Consider the following 13,509-nt stretch of genomic DNA (forward strand, 5'->3'; position numbering starts at 1 on the left):
GGACGGTGAAAACCGTCGCGAAGCGGTGGCGTCGATGCCGGGCGTCGAGCGCCTGACCATCGACCTGTTGCTGGAAGAAGCGGCCAAGTGGGTTGGGGGAAGTGAACCCGGCCATGGCCAACATCGTCGGCCCGAGCGAAGCCGTTGTGGTGTCGACGTTCCATATCGAGCTCGATGGTGGTGGCGGCGACCTGCACGTGACCATGCCGTACTCAATGATCGAGCCGGTGCGCGAAATGCTCGACGCCGGCTTCCAGTCGGACCTCGACGATCAGGACGAGCGCTGGATCAACGCCTTGCGCCAGGACGTGCTGGACGTCGATGTACCCATCGGTGCCACCGTTGCCCGCCGCCAGCTGCGCCTGCGCGACATCCTGCACATGCAGCCGGGGGATGTGATCCCGGTCGAGATGCCGGAAGAAATGATCATGCGCGCCAACGGCGTACCGGCCTTCAAGGTCAAGATGGGCTCGCACAAGGGCAACCTCGCGTTGCAAGTGATCGAGCCGATCGAGCGCCGCTGACCGGCGCTCCACCCCCCCCTTTAATTGACTGCTCTTGATTGAGCAGGTGCCCGCCGAGGACAAATGATGAACGACGATATGAACGCCCAGGACGACCAGGCACTGGCTGATGAATGGGCAGCGGCCCTGGAAGAAACCGGTGACGCCGGGCAGGACGATATCGATGCCTTGCTGGCCGCCGACGCCGCCGGTTCGCCGTCCAACCGTCTGCCGATGGAAGAGTTTGGCAGCGTGCCGAGGAACAACGATCCGGTGACGCTGGACGGTCCGAACCTGGACGTGATCCTCGATATTCCGGTGTCGATTTCCATGGAAGTCGGCAGCACCGATATCAACATCCGCAACCTGCTGCAACTCAACCAGGGTTCGGTGATCGAGCTTGACCGTCTGGCCGGCGAGCCGCTCGACGTGTTGGTTAATGGCACGCTCATCGCCCACGGTGAAGTGGTGGTGGTCAACGAAAAGTTCGGCATCCGCCTGACCGACGTGATCAGCCCAAGCGAACGCATCAAGAAGCTGCGCTGAGTGAAAAAGGTTCTGGGTTTTGTGCTGGGGTTAGCGCTGGCCTTGCCGTTCAGTGTTCTGGCTGCCGAACCGGTTGCGACTGCGACAGCGGCCGCTGCACCGGCTGTCAGCAGCGGTGTGGCCGGACAATTGACGCAACTGGTGTTCGGCTTGCTGCTGGTGCTGGGGTTGATCTTCTTCCTCGCCTGGTTGCTGCGCCGGGTCCAACAGGCCGGACCGGCCGGCAAGGGGCAGGTGATCGAGCTGATCGGTTCCCGCGCGCTAGGTCCTCGTGACCGTTTGATGCTGGTGCAGGTCGGCAACGAACAAATCCTGCTCGGCCTGAGCCCTGGCACCATTACCGCGTTGCATGTACTCAAGGAACCGGTGCAGGTGCCGGAAAATGCCGAGAAAGCCACGCCGGAATTTGCCCAGCATCTGCTGAAGATGCTCGGCAAGGATCAGAAGGATAAGAAGTAATGGGTGCGTTACGCATCGTCTTGACGCTGGCCCTGATGCTGGCCGCGCCGCTGGCGTTCGCCGCCGATCCGTTGTCGATCCCGGCAATCACCTTGGGCACTAACGCCGAAGGCGCTCAGGAATATTCGGTCAGCCTGCAAATTCTGCTGATCATGACTGCGCTGAGCTTCATCCCGGCGTTCGTCATGCTGATGACCAGTTTCACCCGGATCATCATCGTGTTCTCGATCCTGCGTCAGGCCCTGGGCTTGCAGCAGACTCCGTCGAACCAGATCCTCACCGGCATGGCGTTGTTCCTCACCATGTTCATCATGGCGCCGGTGTTCGATCGCGTGAATCAGGATGCCTTGCAGCCGTATCTGGCGGAGAAACTCACCGCTCAGGATGCCGTGGCCAAGGCCCAGGTGCCGATCAAGGACTTCATGCTGGCCCAGACTCGCAGTAGCGATCTGGAGTTGTTCATGCGCCTTTCCAAACGCACCGACATCGTTTCGCCTGATCAGGCGCCGCTGACGATTCTGGTTCCGGCGTTTGTCACCTCGGAGCTTAAAACCGCGTTCCAGATCGGCTTCATGATCTTCATCCCGTTCCTGATCATCGACCTGGTCGTGGCCAGTGTGCTGATGGCCATGGGTATGATGATGCTCTCGCCACTGATCATTTCCCTGCCGTTCAAGATCATGCTGTTCGTGCTGGTGGATGGGTGGGCGTTGATCATTGGCACGTTGGCCAGCAGCTTCGGCGGCGTTTCACCATGACGCCGGAAGTTGCCGTAGACATCTTTCGCGAAGCGTTGTGGCTGACCACCATGATGGTCGCCGTGCTGGTGATCCCGAGCTTGTTGGTGGGGCTGTTGGTGGCGATGTTCCAGGCGGCCACCCAGATCAACGAACAGACCCTGAGCTTCCTGCCGCGCCTGCTGGTGATGCTGGTGACGCTGATCGTTGCCGGTCCGTGGCTGGTGCAGACTTTCATGGAATACATCCTGCAGCTGTACGGCAGTATTCCTCAGGTCATCGGCTAAACCATGTCGCTGCTGCAGTTGACCGATACCCAGATCAGCACCTGGGTGGCAACGTTCATGTTGCCGTTGTTTCGCATCGGTTCGCTGCTGATGGTCATGCCGATTTTCGGCACGACGCTGGTGCCCACGCGCGTGCGTTTGTACTTCGCGCTGGCGATCACCGTGGTCATTGCGCCGGGGCTGCCGCCCATGCCCGCCGTCAATGCGCTGGACTTGAGTGCGCTGCTGCTGATTGCCGAACAGATCATCATCGGTGCGGTACTGGGATTCTCCTTGCAGCTGTTCTTCCAGGCTTTCGTGGTTGCCGGGCAAATTGTTGCGATCCAGATGGGCATGGGCTTCGCCTCGATGGTCGACCCTACGAACGGTGTGTCGGTGGCGGTGATCGGGCAGTTTTTCACCATGCTGGTGACCCTGCTGTTCCTGTCAATGAACGGCCATCTGGTGGTGTTCGAAGTGCTCACCGAAAGCTTCACCACGCTGCCGGTCGGCGGCGGCTTGATGGTCCATCATTTCTGGGAATTGGCCGGCAAACTCGGCTGGGTACTGGGTGCGGCGCTGTTACTGGTGCTGCCTGCGATCACGGCGTTGCTGGTGGTCAACATTGCGTTTGGCGTGATGACCCGTGCGGCGCCGCAGTTGAACATCTTCTCGATCGGCTTCCCGCTGACGCTGGTGCTCGGGCTGTTCATTGTCTGGGTCGGTCTGGCAGACATTCTCAATCAGTATCAACCGCTGGCCTCCGAGGCTTTGCAGTTGTTACGCGAACTGGCACGGGCGCGCTGAGTCATGGCTGAGAGCGAAAGCGGTCAGGACAAAACAGAAGACCCCACGGAGAAACGTAAAAAGGACTCCCGTGAGAAGGGCGAAATTGCGCGCTCCAAGGAGCTCAATACCTTGGCGGTCATGCTCGCCGGCGCCGGTGCGCTGCTGATTTTCGGTGGTGCATTGGCGCAGGATATGATGGAACTGATGCGGATGAACTTCACGCTCTCGCGGGAAGTGATTCTGGATCAGCGCAACATGGGTACCTTCTTGCTGCACTCGGGACAGATTGCCCTGTTGGCGATTCAGCCGGTGATGATCACTTTGCTGTTGGCTGCGTTGATCGGCCCGATCTCTCTCGGTGGCTGGCTGTTCGCGGCCGGCTCCATGGCGCCCAAGTTCAGTCGCATGAACCCCGGCGCGGGCCTGAAACGGATGTTCTCGGCCAAGGCTTTGGTTGAGCTGCTCAAGGCTCTGGCGAAGTTTTTCATCGTCTTGTTCGTGGCGTTGGCGGTCCTGTCGTCGGACATCGATGATCTGTTGCGCATCGCCCACGAGCCATTGGACATGGCGATCATTCACAGCTTGCAGGTGGTCGGCTGGAGTACCTTGTGGATGGCTTGCGGGCTGATCATCATCGCGGTGGTCGACGTGCCGGTGCAGCTCTGGGAAAGCCACAAGAAGCTGCAGATGACCAAGCAGGAAGTGCGTGACGAGCACAAGGATCAGGAAGGTAAACCAGAGGTCAAGCAGCGCATTCGCCAGTTGCAACGCGAGATGTCGCAGCGGCGGATGATGGCGGCCATTCCCGAGGCCGACGTGGTCATCACCAACCCGACTCACTATGCCGTGGCGCTCAAGTACGACCCGGACAAAGGCAATGCGCCGGTGCTGTTGGCCAAGGGTAGCGATTTCCTTGCCTTGAAAATCCGCGAAATCGCCGTGGCCAACAATGTGCTGCTACTCGAATCGCCGGCGCTGGCGCGTTCGATCTACTACTCCACCGAGCTGGAGCAGGAAATCCCCGGCGGGCTTTATCTGGCGGTCGCCCAAGTACTGGCCTACGTCTACCAGATTCGCCAGTACCGCGCCGGCAAGGGCAAGCGTCCGGATCCGCTCCAGGATGATTTGCCGATTCCACCGGATTTGCGCCGCGATTCCTGACAGATCAAAAGATCGCAGCCTTCGGCAGCTCCTGCACGGATCGTGATTTACCCGCGATGTTGCGGTGTGAACCTAATCCGTAGGCGCTGCCGAAGGCTGCGATCTTTTGATCTTCCGCACTTGAAAACACCTCTATTCCAAACCCCGGCAAAAGTTGGAAGGCTTCTTGCAATAGCCGCCCTGCGCCTGCTTCAGGCGTCAAAAGTTTGCTTTAAAGGAACGGGGAAAACCGGTGGATCGCACTCAGTTAATCAACACTGCACGCACAAACGTTGCCGACCTCAGTCGGGGCAATCTGGGCGTGCCGCTGTTGCTGCTGGTCATGCTGGCCATGATGATGTTGCCGGTGCCGCCGTTCCTGCTGGACGTGTTTTTCACGTTCAACATTGCCTTGTCCATCGTCGTATTGCTGGTCTGCGTGTACGCCTTGCGGCCGCTGGATTTTGCCGTGTTCCCGACCATTCTGCTGGTGGCGACGTTGTTGCGACTGGCGCTGAACGTGGCCTCGACACGGGTGGTAATGCTCCACGGTCAAGATGGCCATGCCGCCGCCGGTAAGGTGATCCAGGCCTTCGGTGAGGTGGTGATCGGCGGTAACTACGTGGTTGGTATCGTGGTCTTCGCGATTTTGATGATCATCAACTTCGTCGTAGTGACCAAGGGTGCCGGGCGGATTTCCGAGGTGAGCGCGCGTTTCACCCTCGACGCAATGCCGGGCAAACAAATGGCCATCGACGCCGACTTGAACGCCGGCCTGATCGATCAGAACCAGGCGAAACTGCGCCGGATGGAAGTGGCCCAGGAAGCCGAGTTCTACGGTTCGATGGACGGTGCCAGCAAGTTCGTGCGCGGTGACGCCATCGCCGGCCTGCTGATTCTGTTCATCAACCTGATCGGCGGCATGGCGGTCGGTATCTTCCAGCACGGCATGACCTTTGGCGATGCCGGTCGGGTGTATGCCTTGTTGACCATCGGTGACGGTTTGGTGGCGCAATTGCCATCACTGCTGTTGTCGACTGCCGCCGCGATCATGGTGACCCGGGCTTCCGGCTCGGAAGACATGGGCAAGCAGATCAATCGTCAGATGTTCGCCTCGCCGAAAGCCTTGGCAGTGGCCGCTGGCTTGATGGCGGTGATGGGCCTGGTGCCGGGCATGCCGCACTTCTCCTTTTTGAGCATGGCGGCCCTGGCGGCCGGCGGCGCTTACCTGTTCTGGAAGAAGCAGAACACGGTCAAGGTTCAGGCCCTGCAAGAGGTCAAGCGTCAGCAGGAACTGTTGCCATCGCCGGCCCGCGCCCAGGAAACCAAGGAGCTTGGCTGGGATGACGTGACCCCGATCGACATGATCGGCCTGGAAGTCGGCTACCGCCTGATCCCGCTGGTGGATCGCAACCAGGGTGGTCAGTTGCTGGCACGGATCAAGGGTGTGCGTAAAAAGCTGTCCCAGGACCTGGGCTTTCTGATGCCGACTGTGCATATCCGCGACAACCTCGACCTGGCGCCAAGCGCCTACCGCCTGACCCTGATGGGCGTGATCCTGGCCGAGGCCGAGATTTACCCGGACCGCGAACTGGCGATCAACCCGGGGCAGGTCTACGGCACGCTCAACGGCATTACCGCCAAAGATCCGGCTTTTGGTCTGGAGGCGGTCTGGATCGAAATCAGCCAGCGTGCCCAGGCGCAATCCCTCGGCTACACCGTGGTCGATGCCAGTACAGTCGTGGCAACCCACTTGAACCAGATTTTGTACAAGCACTCCAGCGAGCTGATCGGCCACGAAGAAGTCCAGCAACTCATGCAATTGCTGGCCAAAAGCTCACCGAAACTGGCTGAGGAGCTGGTGCCGGGGGTGGTTTCGCTGTCGCAGTTGCTCAAGGTCTTGCAGGCATTGCTGGCCGAACAGGTGCCGGTACGGGACATTCGCAGCATCGCCGAAGCCATCGCGAATAACGCCGCCAAGAGTCAAGATACTGCCGCTTTGGTGGCCGCGGTGCGCGTCGGCGTATCCCGCGCAATCGTCCAAAGCATTGTAGGCACTGAGTCGGAGCTGCCTGTGATCACCTTGGAGCCAAGGTTGGAACAAATATTGCTCAATAGTCTTCAGAAGGCAGGACAAGGCTCGGAAGAGGGCGTTCTGCTGGAGCCAAGCATGGCAGAGAAACTGCAACGTTCGTTGATCGAAGCGGCGCAGCGTCAGGAAATGCAAGGTCAACCGGTGATTCTGCTGGTGGCCGGTCCGGTTCGCGCGATGCTCTCGCGATTCGGCCGACTGGCAGTCCCGGGTTTGCATGTGTTGGCTTACCAGGAAATCCCTGACAACAAGCAAGTGACCATCGTTGCGACAGTAGGGCCCAACGGCTGAGGTAGTGGTTTATGCAAGTTAAGCGTTTTTTCGCCGCCGATATGCGTCAGGCCATGAAACTGGTTCGTGATGAGCTGGGCGCTGATGCCGCCATCATTGGCAATCGCCGGATTGCCGGCGGTGTCGAGCTGACGGCTGCCCTGGATTACAAATTGTCGGCGCTGGCCCCGCGTGTTCCGAACATGGAGCTCGAGGACGAACTGCGCAAGACCCAGTCGCGGATCGTCACCGCCCAGGCCGAGCTGAGCCTGCGTGGCGATGGCGAGAGCGACAACAGCACCAATCGCCAATTGTTCGCCGGCCTGCCGCTGACCGCCGCCGAGCCACTGATCGAACCGACTTACGCTGAACCTCGTCGTGCTGCACCAGCCCCCGCACCAGCCTCCGGTGGAGTTGACCCGCGAGCCTTCGATTCGATGCGTTTCGAGCTCAACAGCTTGCGTGAACTGATGGAAGTGCAACTTGGCTCGCTGGCCTGGAATCAGCTGCAAGGCAGCCGTCCGGCCCAGGCTAACCTCTGGCGTCGCCTGCAACGCATCGGTCTGTCCGGCCCGTTGTCGCGCGATTTGCTGGCACTGATTACCGATATTGAAGAACCCCGTCAGGCCTGGCGCATGTTGCTCGCGCACCTGGCGCGGATGATCGCCACGCCGGAAGTCGAGCCACTGGAAGAGGGTGGTGTGATTGCCATGGTTGGCCCGGCAGGCATGGGCAAGACCACCACGCTGGCCAAGCTCGCAGCGCGTTATGTGCTCAAGTACGGCGCGCAAAACATCGCGCTGGTGAGCATGGACAGCTATCGCATCGGCGCTCAGGAACAGCTCAAGACCCTGGGCCGCATCCTCAACGTGTCGGTCACCCATGTCGACCCGGGTCAATCGCTGGTGCAGGCGCTGGAACCTTTGCTGCGCAAACGCGTGGTGCTGATCGATACCGCCGGCCTTCAGGCCAGCGACCCGGCATTGCGCATGCAGCTCGAAAGCCTGGCTGGACGTGGCATCAAATCAAAAAATTATCTGGTCTTGGCAACCACCAGCCAGAAACAGGTTCTAACTGCCGCTTATCACAGTTACAAACGTTGCGGCCTCGCCGGCTGCATCCTGACTAAACTGGATGAAACGGCAAGTCTGGGCGAGGTGTTGAGCCTGGCTATCAGCCATGAGTTGCCGGTGGCTTACCTGACCGATGGTCCGCGGATTCCGGATGATTTGCATCTGCCGCGTCGTCATCAGTTGGTCAGCCGCGCCGTTAGCGTGCAAATGCAGGAAGAACCCAGCGAAGAAGCCATGGCTGACATGTTCGCTGATATTTACCACAGTCCGACCAAGCAGGTTGGCTGAGGTACTAATGAACAGTTTTTGTACCTACATCGATGGTCTGCCATGCATTGTTCCGTTGATGAACGCGCAGCCAGTAATGTGGCCTCCGTCTAAGTAAGACAAGGTAAAGAAATAACATGGGCAGCATGCATCCCGTACAGGTGATCGCGGTGACCGGCGGCAAAGGTGGCGTCGGGAAGACTAACGTGTCAGTGAACTTGTCCCTGGCTCTAGCTGAGCTCGGCCGGCGCGTCATGCTGCTGGATGCCGATCTGGGACTGGCGAACGTCGACGTCCTGCTGGGACTGACACCCAAACGCACCTTGGCCGACGTGATCGAAGGCCGCTGTGAGCTGCGCGACGTACTGTTGCAAGGGCCCGGCGGCATCCGCATCGTCCCGGCGGCGTCCGGCACCCAGAGCATGGTTCATTTGAGCCCGGCCCAGCATGCCGGCCTGATCCAGGCCTTCAGCGACATCGGCGACAACCTCGACGTATTGGTGATCGACACCGCTGCGGGTATTGGTGACTCGGTAGTCAGTTTCGTTCGCGCAGCCCAGGAAGTGCTGCTGGTGGTGTGCGATGAGCCGACCTCGATTACCGACGCCTACGCGCTGATCAAATTGCTGAATCGCGACTACGGCATGAACCGCTTCCGCGTCCTGGCCAACATGGCGCAGAGCCCGCAGGAAGGCCGCAATCTGTTCGCCAAGTTGACCAAGGTCACGGATCGTTTCCTCGACGTCGCCTTACAATACGTCGGTGCCGTGCCTTACGACGAAAGCGTGCGCAAGGCCGTGCAGAAGCAGCGTGCTGTCTACGAAGCCTTCCCGCGTTCCAAGTGCGCCCTGGCGTTCAAGGCCATTGCGCAGAAGGTCGATACCTGGCCACTGCCGGCCAACCCGCGCGGGCACCTGGAGTTTTTCGTCGAGCGCCTCGTGCAACAGACCGCAGGACCCGTCCTATGACAGCCAGTGGTTACAACCTCTACAAGAAGTCGGCACGTGACGCGCAGTACGAGCTGATCGAGCGTTACGCGCCACTGGTCAAACGCATTGCCTATCACTTGCTGGCGCGTTTGCCGGCCAGTGTCCAGGTCGAAGACCTGATCCAGGCCGGGATGATCGGCCTGCTTGAAGTATCAACCAAATACGACGCCAGCAAAGGCGCGAGCTTCGAGACGTACGCGGGCATTCGAATCCGCGGCGCGATGCTCGATGAAGTGCGCAAGGGGGACTGGGCGCCACGTTCGGTTCACCGCAATACCCGCATGGTCAGCGACGCAATTCGCTCGATTGAAGCTAAAACCGGCCGTGACGCTAAAGATCACGAAGTTGCGGCCGAACTCCAATTGAGTCTTGACGATTATTACGGGATTTTGAACGACACCCTCGGTAGCCGGTTATTCAGTTTCGACGATCTGTTGCAGGACGGCGAACACGAAGGGCTGCTCGAGGATGGCGCCAGTGCTCATCTCGAGCCGTCGCGCGATCTGGAAGATGAACGCTTCCAGGCAGCGCTGGCGGACGCGATTGCCAATTTGCCGGAGCGTGAGCGACTGGTGTTGGCGCTGTACTACGACGAAGAGTTGAATCTCAAGGAAATCGGTGAGGTCCTGGGGGTCAGCGAATCGCGGGTCAGCCAGTTACACAGCCAGTGCGCGGCCCGTTTGCGGGGGCGTTTGGGGGAGTGGCGAGCGCGCTGACAGGCAGTGTGGGGACACTGCGAACGAGGTGGGTACGGCATTTTGCTGCATCGGCCACGGCCCGTTGTAATCCATACAACTGTTGAGTGTTACGCCGAATTGATTGAACGGCGCGTTCAGGTGCTGCGCGCGTTTTAAGACTGCTTGGAGGTCGAATTGGACAAGAATATGAAAATCCTCATCGTTGATGACTTCTCAACGATGCGGCGGATCATAAAAAACCTGTTGCGTGACCTTGGGTTCACCAACACGGTCGAGGCGGATGACGGTATTACCGCGATTCCGGTCCTCAACAGCGGGAGCATCGACTTTCTGGTAACGGACTGGAACATGCCCGGCATGACCGGTATTGATCTGCTGCGCCACGTGCGTGCCGATGAAAAACTCAAACACCTGCCGGTGTTGATGGTCACGGCCGAAGCCAAGCGCGAGCAAATCATCGAAGCCGCTCAGGCGGGCGTGAACGGCTATGTGGTCAAGCCATTCACGGCTCAAGCGTTGAAAGACAAGATTGAAAAGATCTTCGAACGCATCGGTTGATGTGCAAAGCCAGTCCGTCACGGGGGAGCTATGGAGCATAACGAATCTTCACAGGGCGATTTTGAGTCGACCCTGAAAAAACACGCGGTCGAACTGGTCGAAAGCCTTGAAAAAGGCAGGTTCGGCGACGCTGTGCAACTGATCCATGAGCTCAACCAGACCCGTGACCGCGGCCTGTATCAGGAAGTGGGCAAGCTCACCCGCGAGCTGCATAGCGCGATCGTCAATTTCCAGATTGACCCGCACATGCCGCAAGCCGAGGAAGTGTCTCAGATCACGGATGCCACCGAGCGCCTGGGTTATGTGGTCAAGCTGACCGAGGCCGCGGCCAACCGCACCATGGACCTGGTGGAAAACGCCACGCCGCTGATCAACAGCCTGAGCGACGAAGCTCAGGCGCTGAGCACGGATTGGGGACGGTTCATGCGTCGCGAAGTCGGGGCCGAAGAGTTCCGCGAGCTGGCCCGGCGGGTCGATGGTTTCCTGACCCGCAGCAGTGAAGACAACCGCGTCGTGTCGAGCAACCTCAACGACATTCTGCTGGCCCAGGATTATCAGGACCTCACCGGTCAGGTGATCAAGCGCGTGACCCAGTTGGTCACCGAAGTTGAAAGCAACCTGCTCAAGCTCGTGCTCATGGCCAGTCAGGTCGACCGCTTTGCGGGCATCGAACATGACCGTGAAGCGATGCTGGCTGAAAAAGATCCGCAAAAACATCTCTCTCAGGGTGAAGGTCCGCAGATTCATGCCGATAAAAGAGAAGACGTTGTGTCCGGTCAGGACGATGTGGACGATTTGTTATCCAGCCTAGGATTCTAGAGTTTTAGCATTTTAGGTTTTTTAGGTTTTTAGACCTCAGGAGCACCCCCCTTAATGAGCTTCGGCGCCGATGAAGAGATCCTTCAGGATTTCCTGGTTGAGGCCGGCGAGATTCTAGAGCAACTGTCCGAACAGCTGGTCGAGCTTGAAAGCCGACCGGATGATGCGGATTTGCTCAATGCAATTTTTCGCGGTTTTCACACTGTAAAAGGGGGCGCCGGCTTCCTCCAGCTCAACGAGCTGGTGGAGTGCTGTCACATCGCCGAGAACGTGTTCGACATCCTGCGCAAGGGTGAACGACGCGTCGACTCGGAACTGATGGACGTGGTTCTCGAGGCACTGGACGCGGTGAACGGCATGTTCAGCGAAGTCCGCGAACGCAGCCCGATCACGGCTGCCACGCCTGAGTTGCTTGCCGCGTTGGCCCGTCTGGCCGAGCCGCAAACCGCCGATGAGTCGGCACCGGTCGCCGAGGTGGTGGAAGAACCTGCCGCTGAAGAATCGGGCGACATCACGGATAACGAATTCGAACAACTGCTGGACTCGCTGAATGCCGTCAAGGCTCAAGCCGAGGCTCCAGCGGCTGCGCCAGTGCCGACCAGCGATGCCTCGGCCAGCGACGAAATCACCGATGCCGAGTTCGAGTCGTTGCTCGATCAATTGCACGGCAAAGGCCAGTTCGCCCCCGATGCAGTGGTTGCGGCGCCCACCGCACCGGCGGCCCCGAAAGCGCCAGGCGACAGCTCCGATATTACCGACGACGAGTTCGAAGCACTGCTCGATCAGTTGCACGGCAAAGGCAACTTTGCGGTCGATGCATTGGAGTCGGCGATTGCTTCGGCTCCGGCGCCGGCTGCGCCAACCGCTAAAGCGGCCGGCGACGATCTGATCTCCGATCACGAGTTCGAATCACTGCTCGACGAATTGCATGGCAAAGGCAAGTTTACCGAGGTTGGCACTGGCGCAGTGGTTTCTGCTCCTGTCGCCAAGGCGCCAGCACCGGTTGCGAAACCTGTGGCCAAAGCGCCCGAGCCAAAAGCCGAAGCGCCGAAACCGGCCGCCGCTGCTGCACCGGCACCTGCTCGTGCCCCGGCCGCACCGCCACCGGAAAAACCGGCCAGCGAAGCCGAGACCACCGTGCGGGTCGATACCGCGCGTCTCGACGAGATCATGAACATGGTCGGCGAGCTGGTACTGGTGCGTAACCGCCTGGTCCGCTTGGGCCTCAACAGTGGCGACGAAGCCATGTCCAAGGCCGTGTCGAACCTCGACGTGGTCACGGCCGACCTGCAAACCGCGGTCATGAAGACCCGGATGCAGCCGATCAAGAAAGTCTTCGGGCGCTTCCCGCGTCTGGTTCGCGACCTGGCTCGCCAGCTCAAGAAAGAGATCAACCTGGAGCTGGTCGGCGAAGAAACCGACCTCGACAAGAACCTCGTCGAAGCCCTGGCCGACCCGCTGGTCCACTTGGTGCGCAACTCGGTCGACCACGGTATCGAAGAGCCGGCTGAGCGCGAAGCGATGGGCAAGCCTCGCAGCGGCAAGGTGATTCTGTCCGCGGAACAGGAAGGTGACCACATCCTGCTGTCCATCTCCGATGATGGTAAAGGCATGGACGCCGATGTCCTGCGCGGTATCGCCGTGAAGAAAGGCCTGATGGACAAGGATGCGGCGGACCGTCTCAGCGAGACCGATTGCTTCAACCTGATCTTCGCGCCGGGGTTCTCGACCAAGACCGAGATTTCCGACGTCTCCGGGCGCGGCGTGGGCATGGACGTGGTGAAAACCAAGATCGCCCAGCTCAACGGCACCATCAATATCTACTCGACCAAGGGCAAGGGCTCGAAGATCGTCATCAAGGTCCCGTTGACCCTGGCGATCATGCCGACGCTGATGGTCATGCTCGGCAACCAGGCGTTCGCGTTCCCGCTGGTGAACGTCAACGAGATCTTCCACCTCGACCTGTCGCGCACCAACGTGGTGGACGGCCAGGAAGTGGTGATCGTGCGGGACAAGGCGCTGCCGCTGTTCTACCTCAAGCGCTGGCTGGTCAGCTCCGCCGCTCACGAAGAGCAGCGCGAAGGCCATGTGGTGATCCTTTCGGTGGGCACTCAGCGGATCGGCTTCGTCGTCGATCAACTGGTGGGCCAGGAAGAAGTGGTCATCAAGCCATTGGGCAAAATGCTCCAGGGAACCCCGGGCATGTCCGGCGCCACCATTACCGGTGACGGCCGCATTGCGCTGATTCTCGATGTTCCGAGCATGCTCAAGCGTTACGCCGCACGGCGTATTTGATTCTGCGG

14 protein-coding genes and 2 pseudogenes are annotated in these 13,509 nt (G+C 59.7%); 15 read left to right on the top strand and 1 reads right to left on the bottom strand.

Annotated elements, in window-relative coordinates; genetic code table 11:
* From ACQKPC_RS23640 to flhB, 8 genes and pseudogenes are all read left to right on the top strand, one after another.
* Positions 1 to 94 (top strand): annotated as a pseudogene (locus tag ACQKPC_RS23640) (hypothetical protein); the annotation flags it as partial.
* A 4-nt stretch (positions 95 to 98) separates the two neighbouring features.
* A pseudogene (locus ACQKPC_RS23645) lies at positions 99 to 524 on the top strand (FliM/FliN family flagellar motor switch protein); the annotation flags it as partial.
* 66 nt (positions 525 to 590) lie between these two features.
* Positions 591 to 1,049: a flagellar motor switch protein FliN gene (gene fliN / locus ACQKPC_RS23650; protein ID WP_008072631.1), complete on the top strand. Its 459-nt coding sequence runs from the start codon at positions 591 to 593 to the stop codon at positions 1,047 to 1,049.
* Positions 1,050 to 1,508 carry a flagellar biosynthetic protein FliO gene (gene fliO / locus ACQKPC_RS23655; RefSeq protein ID WP_427626680.1) on the top strand — a complete coding sequence of 153 codons (459 nt, stop codon included), beginning with the start codon at positions 1,050 to 1,052 and terminating at the stop codon, positions 1,506 to 1,508.
* Complete coding sequence (gene fliP / locus ACQKPC_RS23660) at positions 1,508 to 2,266, top strand: flagellar type III secretion system pore protein FliP (protein ID WP_427626682.1); 759 nt, start codon at positions 1,508 to 1,510, stop codon at positions 2,264 to 2,266. The genes fliO and fliP overlap by 1 nt, the downstream gene beginning before the upstream one ends.
* A complete protein-coding gene (fliQ, locus tag ACQKPC_RS23665) occupies positions 2,263 to 2,532 on the top strand; it encodes a flagellar biosynthesis protein FliQ (RefSeq protein ID WP_007948918.1) in 270 nt (89 codons plus the stop codon). The genes fliP and fliQ overlap by 4 nt, the downstream gene beginning before the upstream one ends.
* Positions 2,533 to 2,535: 3 nt before the next feature.
* A complete protein-coding gene (gene fliR / locus ACQKPC_RS23670; RefSeq protein ID WP_427626685.1) occupies positions 2,536 to 3,318 on the top strand; it encodes a flagellar biosynthetic protein FliR in 783 nt (260 codons plus the stop codon).
* A gap of 3 nt (positions 3,319 to 3,321) precedes the next feature.
* Positions 3,322 to 4,461: a flagellar biosynthesis protein FlhB gene (flhB, locus tag ACQKPC_RS23675; RefSeq protein ID WP_063342918.1), complete on the top strand. Its 1,140-nt coding sequence runs from the start codon at positions 3,322 to 3,324 to the stop codon at positions 4,459 to 4,461.
* A gap of 4 nt (positions 4,462 to 4,465) precedes the next feature.
* Here flhB and ACQKPC_RS23680 read toward each other — a convergent pair whose 3' ends face one another.
* A complete protein-coding gene (locus ACQKPC_RS23680; protein WP_427626687.1) occupies positions 4,466 to 4,633 on the bottom strand; it encodes a hypothetical protein in 168 nt (55 codons plus the stop codon).
* 60 nt (positions 4,634 to 4,693) lie between these two features.
* On the opposite strand from ACQKPC_RS23680, the gene flhA reads away from it, so the two are divergent.
* The 7 genes from flhA (at position 4,694) to ACQKPC_RS23715 (ending at position 13,501) form a co-directional block, all read left to right on the top strand.
* The gene (flhA, locus tag ACQKPC_RS23685; protein WP_427626689.1) at positions 4,694 to 6,823 is read left to right on the top strand and encodes a flagellar biosynthesis protein FlhA; all 2,130 of its coding nucleotides are present in this window, start codon (positions 4,694 to 4,696) and stop codon (positions 6,821 to 6,823) included.
* A gap of 11 nt (positions 6,824 to 6,834) precedes the next feature.
* The gene (flhF, locus tag ACQKPC_RS23690) at positions 6,835 to 8,163 is read left to right on the top strand and encodes a flagellar biosynthesis protein FlhF (protein WP_427626691.1); all 1,329 of its coding nucleotides are present in this window, start codon (positions 6,835 to 6,837) and stop codon (positions 8,161 to 8,163) included.
* 116 nt (positions 8,164 to 8,279) lie between these two features.
* Entirely contained in the window at positions 8,280 to 9,110 is an 831-nt protein-coding gene (gene fleN / locus ACQKPC_RS23695) for a flagellar synthesis regulator FleN (RefSeq protein WP_003222917.1), read from the top strand.
* A complete protein-coding gene (gene fliA / locus ACQKPC_RS23700) occupies positions 9,107 to 9,847 on the top strand; it encodes an RNA polymerase sigma factor FliA (RefSeq protein WP_427626694.1) in 741 nt (246 codons plus the stop codon). The genes fleN and fliA overlap by 4 nt, the downstream gene beginning before the upstream one ends.
* Positions 9,848 to 10,015: 168 nt before the next feature.
* Positions 10,016 to 10,387 carry a chemotaxis response regulator CheY gene (locus tag ACQKPC_RS23705; protein ID WP_008072643.1) on the top strand — a complete coding sequence of 124 codons (372 nt, stop codon included), beginning with the start codon at positions 10,016 to 10,018 and terminating at the stop codon, positions 10,385 to 10,387.
* Between the two features lie 30 nt (positions 10,388 to 10,417).
* Positions 10,418 to 11,206, top strand: a complete 789-nt coding sequence (locus ACQKPC_RS23710; RefSeq protein ID WP_008072644.1) for a protein phosphatase CheZ — start codon at positions 10,418 to 10,420, stop codon at positions 11,204 to 11,206.
* A 54-nt stretch (positions 11,207 to 11,260) separates the two neighbouring features.
* Positions 11,261 to 13,501 (top strand): chemotaxis protein CheA, encoded by a 2,241-nt coding sequence (locus ACQKPC_RS23715; RefSeq protein ID WP_427626697.1) that lies wholly within the window; start codon positions 11,261 to 11,263, stop codon positions 13,499 to 13,501.
* Positions 13,502 to 13,509 lie beyond the last annotated feature (8 nt).

The organism is Pseudomonas sp. NPDC089918, assembly GCF_050280605.1.
GTDB lineage: Bacteria > Pseudomonadota > Gammaproteobacteria > Pseudomonadales > Pseudomonadaceae > Aquipseudomonas.

Bases quoted from the DNA above. Each gene is read 5' to 3' on its own strand.
- fliQ (WP_007948918.1), top strand. From the start codon at position 2,263: ATGACGCCGGAAGTTGCCGTAGACATCTTTCGCGAAGCGTTGTGGCTG.
- fleN (WP_003222917.1), top strand. From the start codon at position 8,280: ATGGGCAGCATGCATCCCGTACAGGTGATCGCGGTGACCGGCGGCAAA.
- fliP (WP_427626682.1), top strand. From the start codon at position 1,508: ATGGGTGCGTTACGCATCGTCTTGACGCTGGCCCTGATGCTGGCCGCG.
- fliR (WP_427626685.1), top strand. From the start codon at position 2,536: ATGTCGCTGCTGCAGTTGACCGATACCCAGATCAGCACCTGGGTGGCA.
- fliA (WP_427626694.1), top strand. From the start codon at position 9,107: ATGACAGCCAGTGGTTACAACCTCTACAAGAAGTCGGCACGTGACGCG.
- flhF (WP_427626691.1), top strand. From the start codon at position 6,835: ATGCAAGTTAAGCGTTTTTTCGCCGCCGATATGCGTCAGGCCATGAAA.
- ACQKPC_RS23715 (WP_427626697.1), top strand. From the start codon at position 11,261: ATGAGCTTCGGCGCCGATGAAGAGATCCTTCAGGATTTCCTGGTTGAG.
- fliN (WP_008072631.1), top strand. From the start codon at position 591: ATGAACGACGATATGAACGCCCAGGACGACCAGGCACTGGCTGATGAA.
- ACQKPC_RS23705 (WP_008072643.1), top strand. From the start codon at position 10,016: ATGAAAATCCTCATCGTTGATGACTTCTCAACGATGCGGCGGATCATA.
- flhB (WP_063342918.1), top strand. From the start codon at position 3,322: ATGGCTGAGAGCGAAAGCGGTCAGGACAAAACAGAAGACCCCACGGAG.
- ACQKPC_RS23710 (WP_008072644.1), top strand. From the start codon at position 10,418: ATGGAGCATAACGAATCTTCACAGGGCGATTTTGAGTCGACCCTGAAA.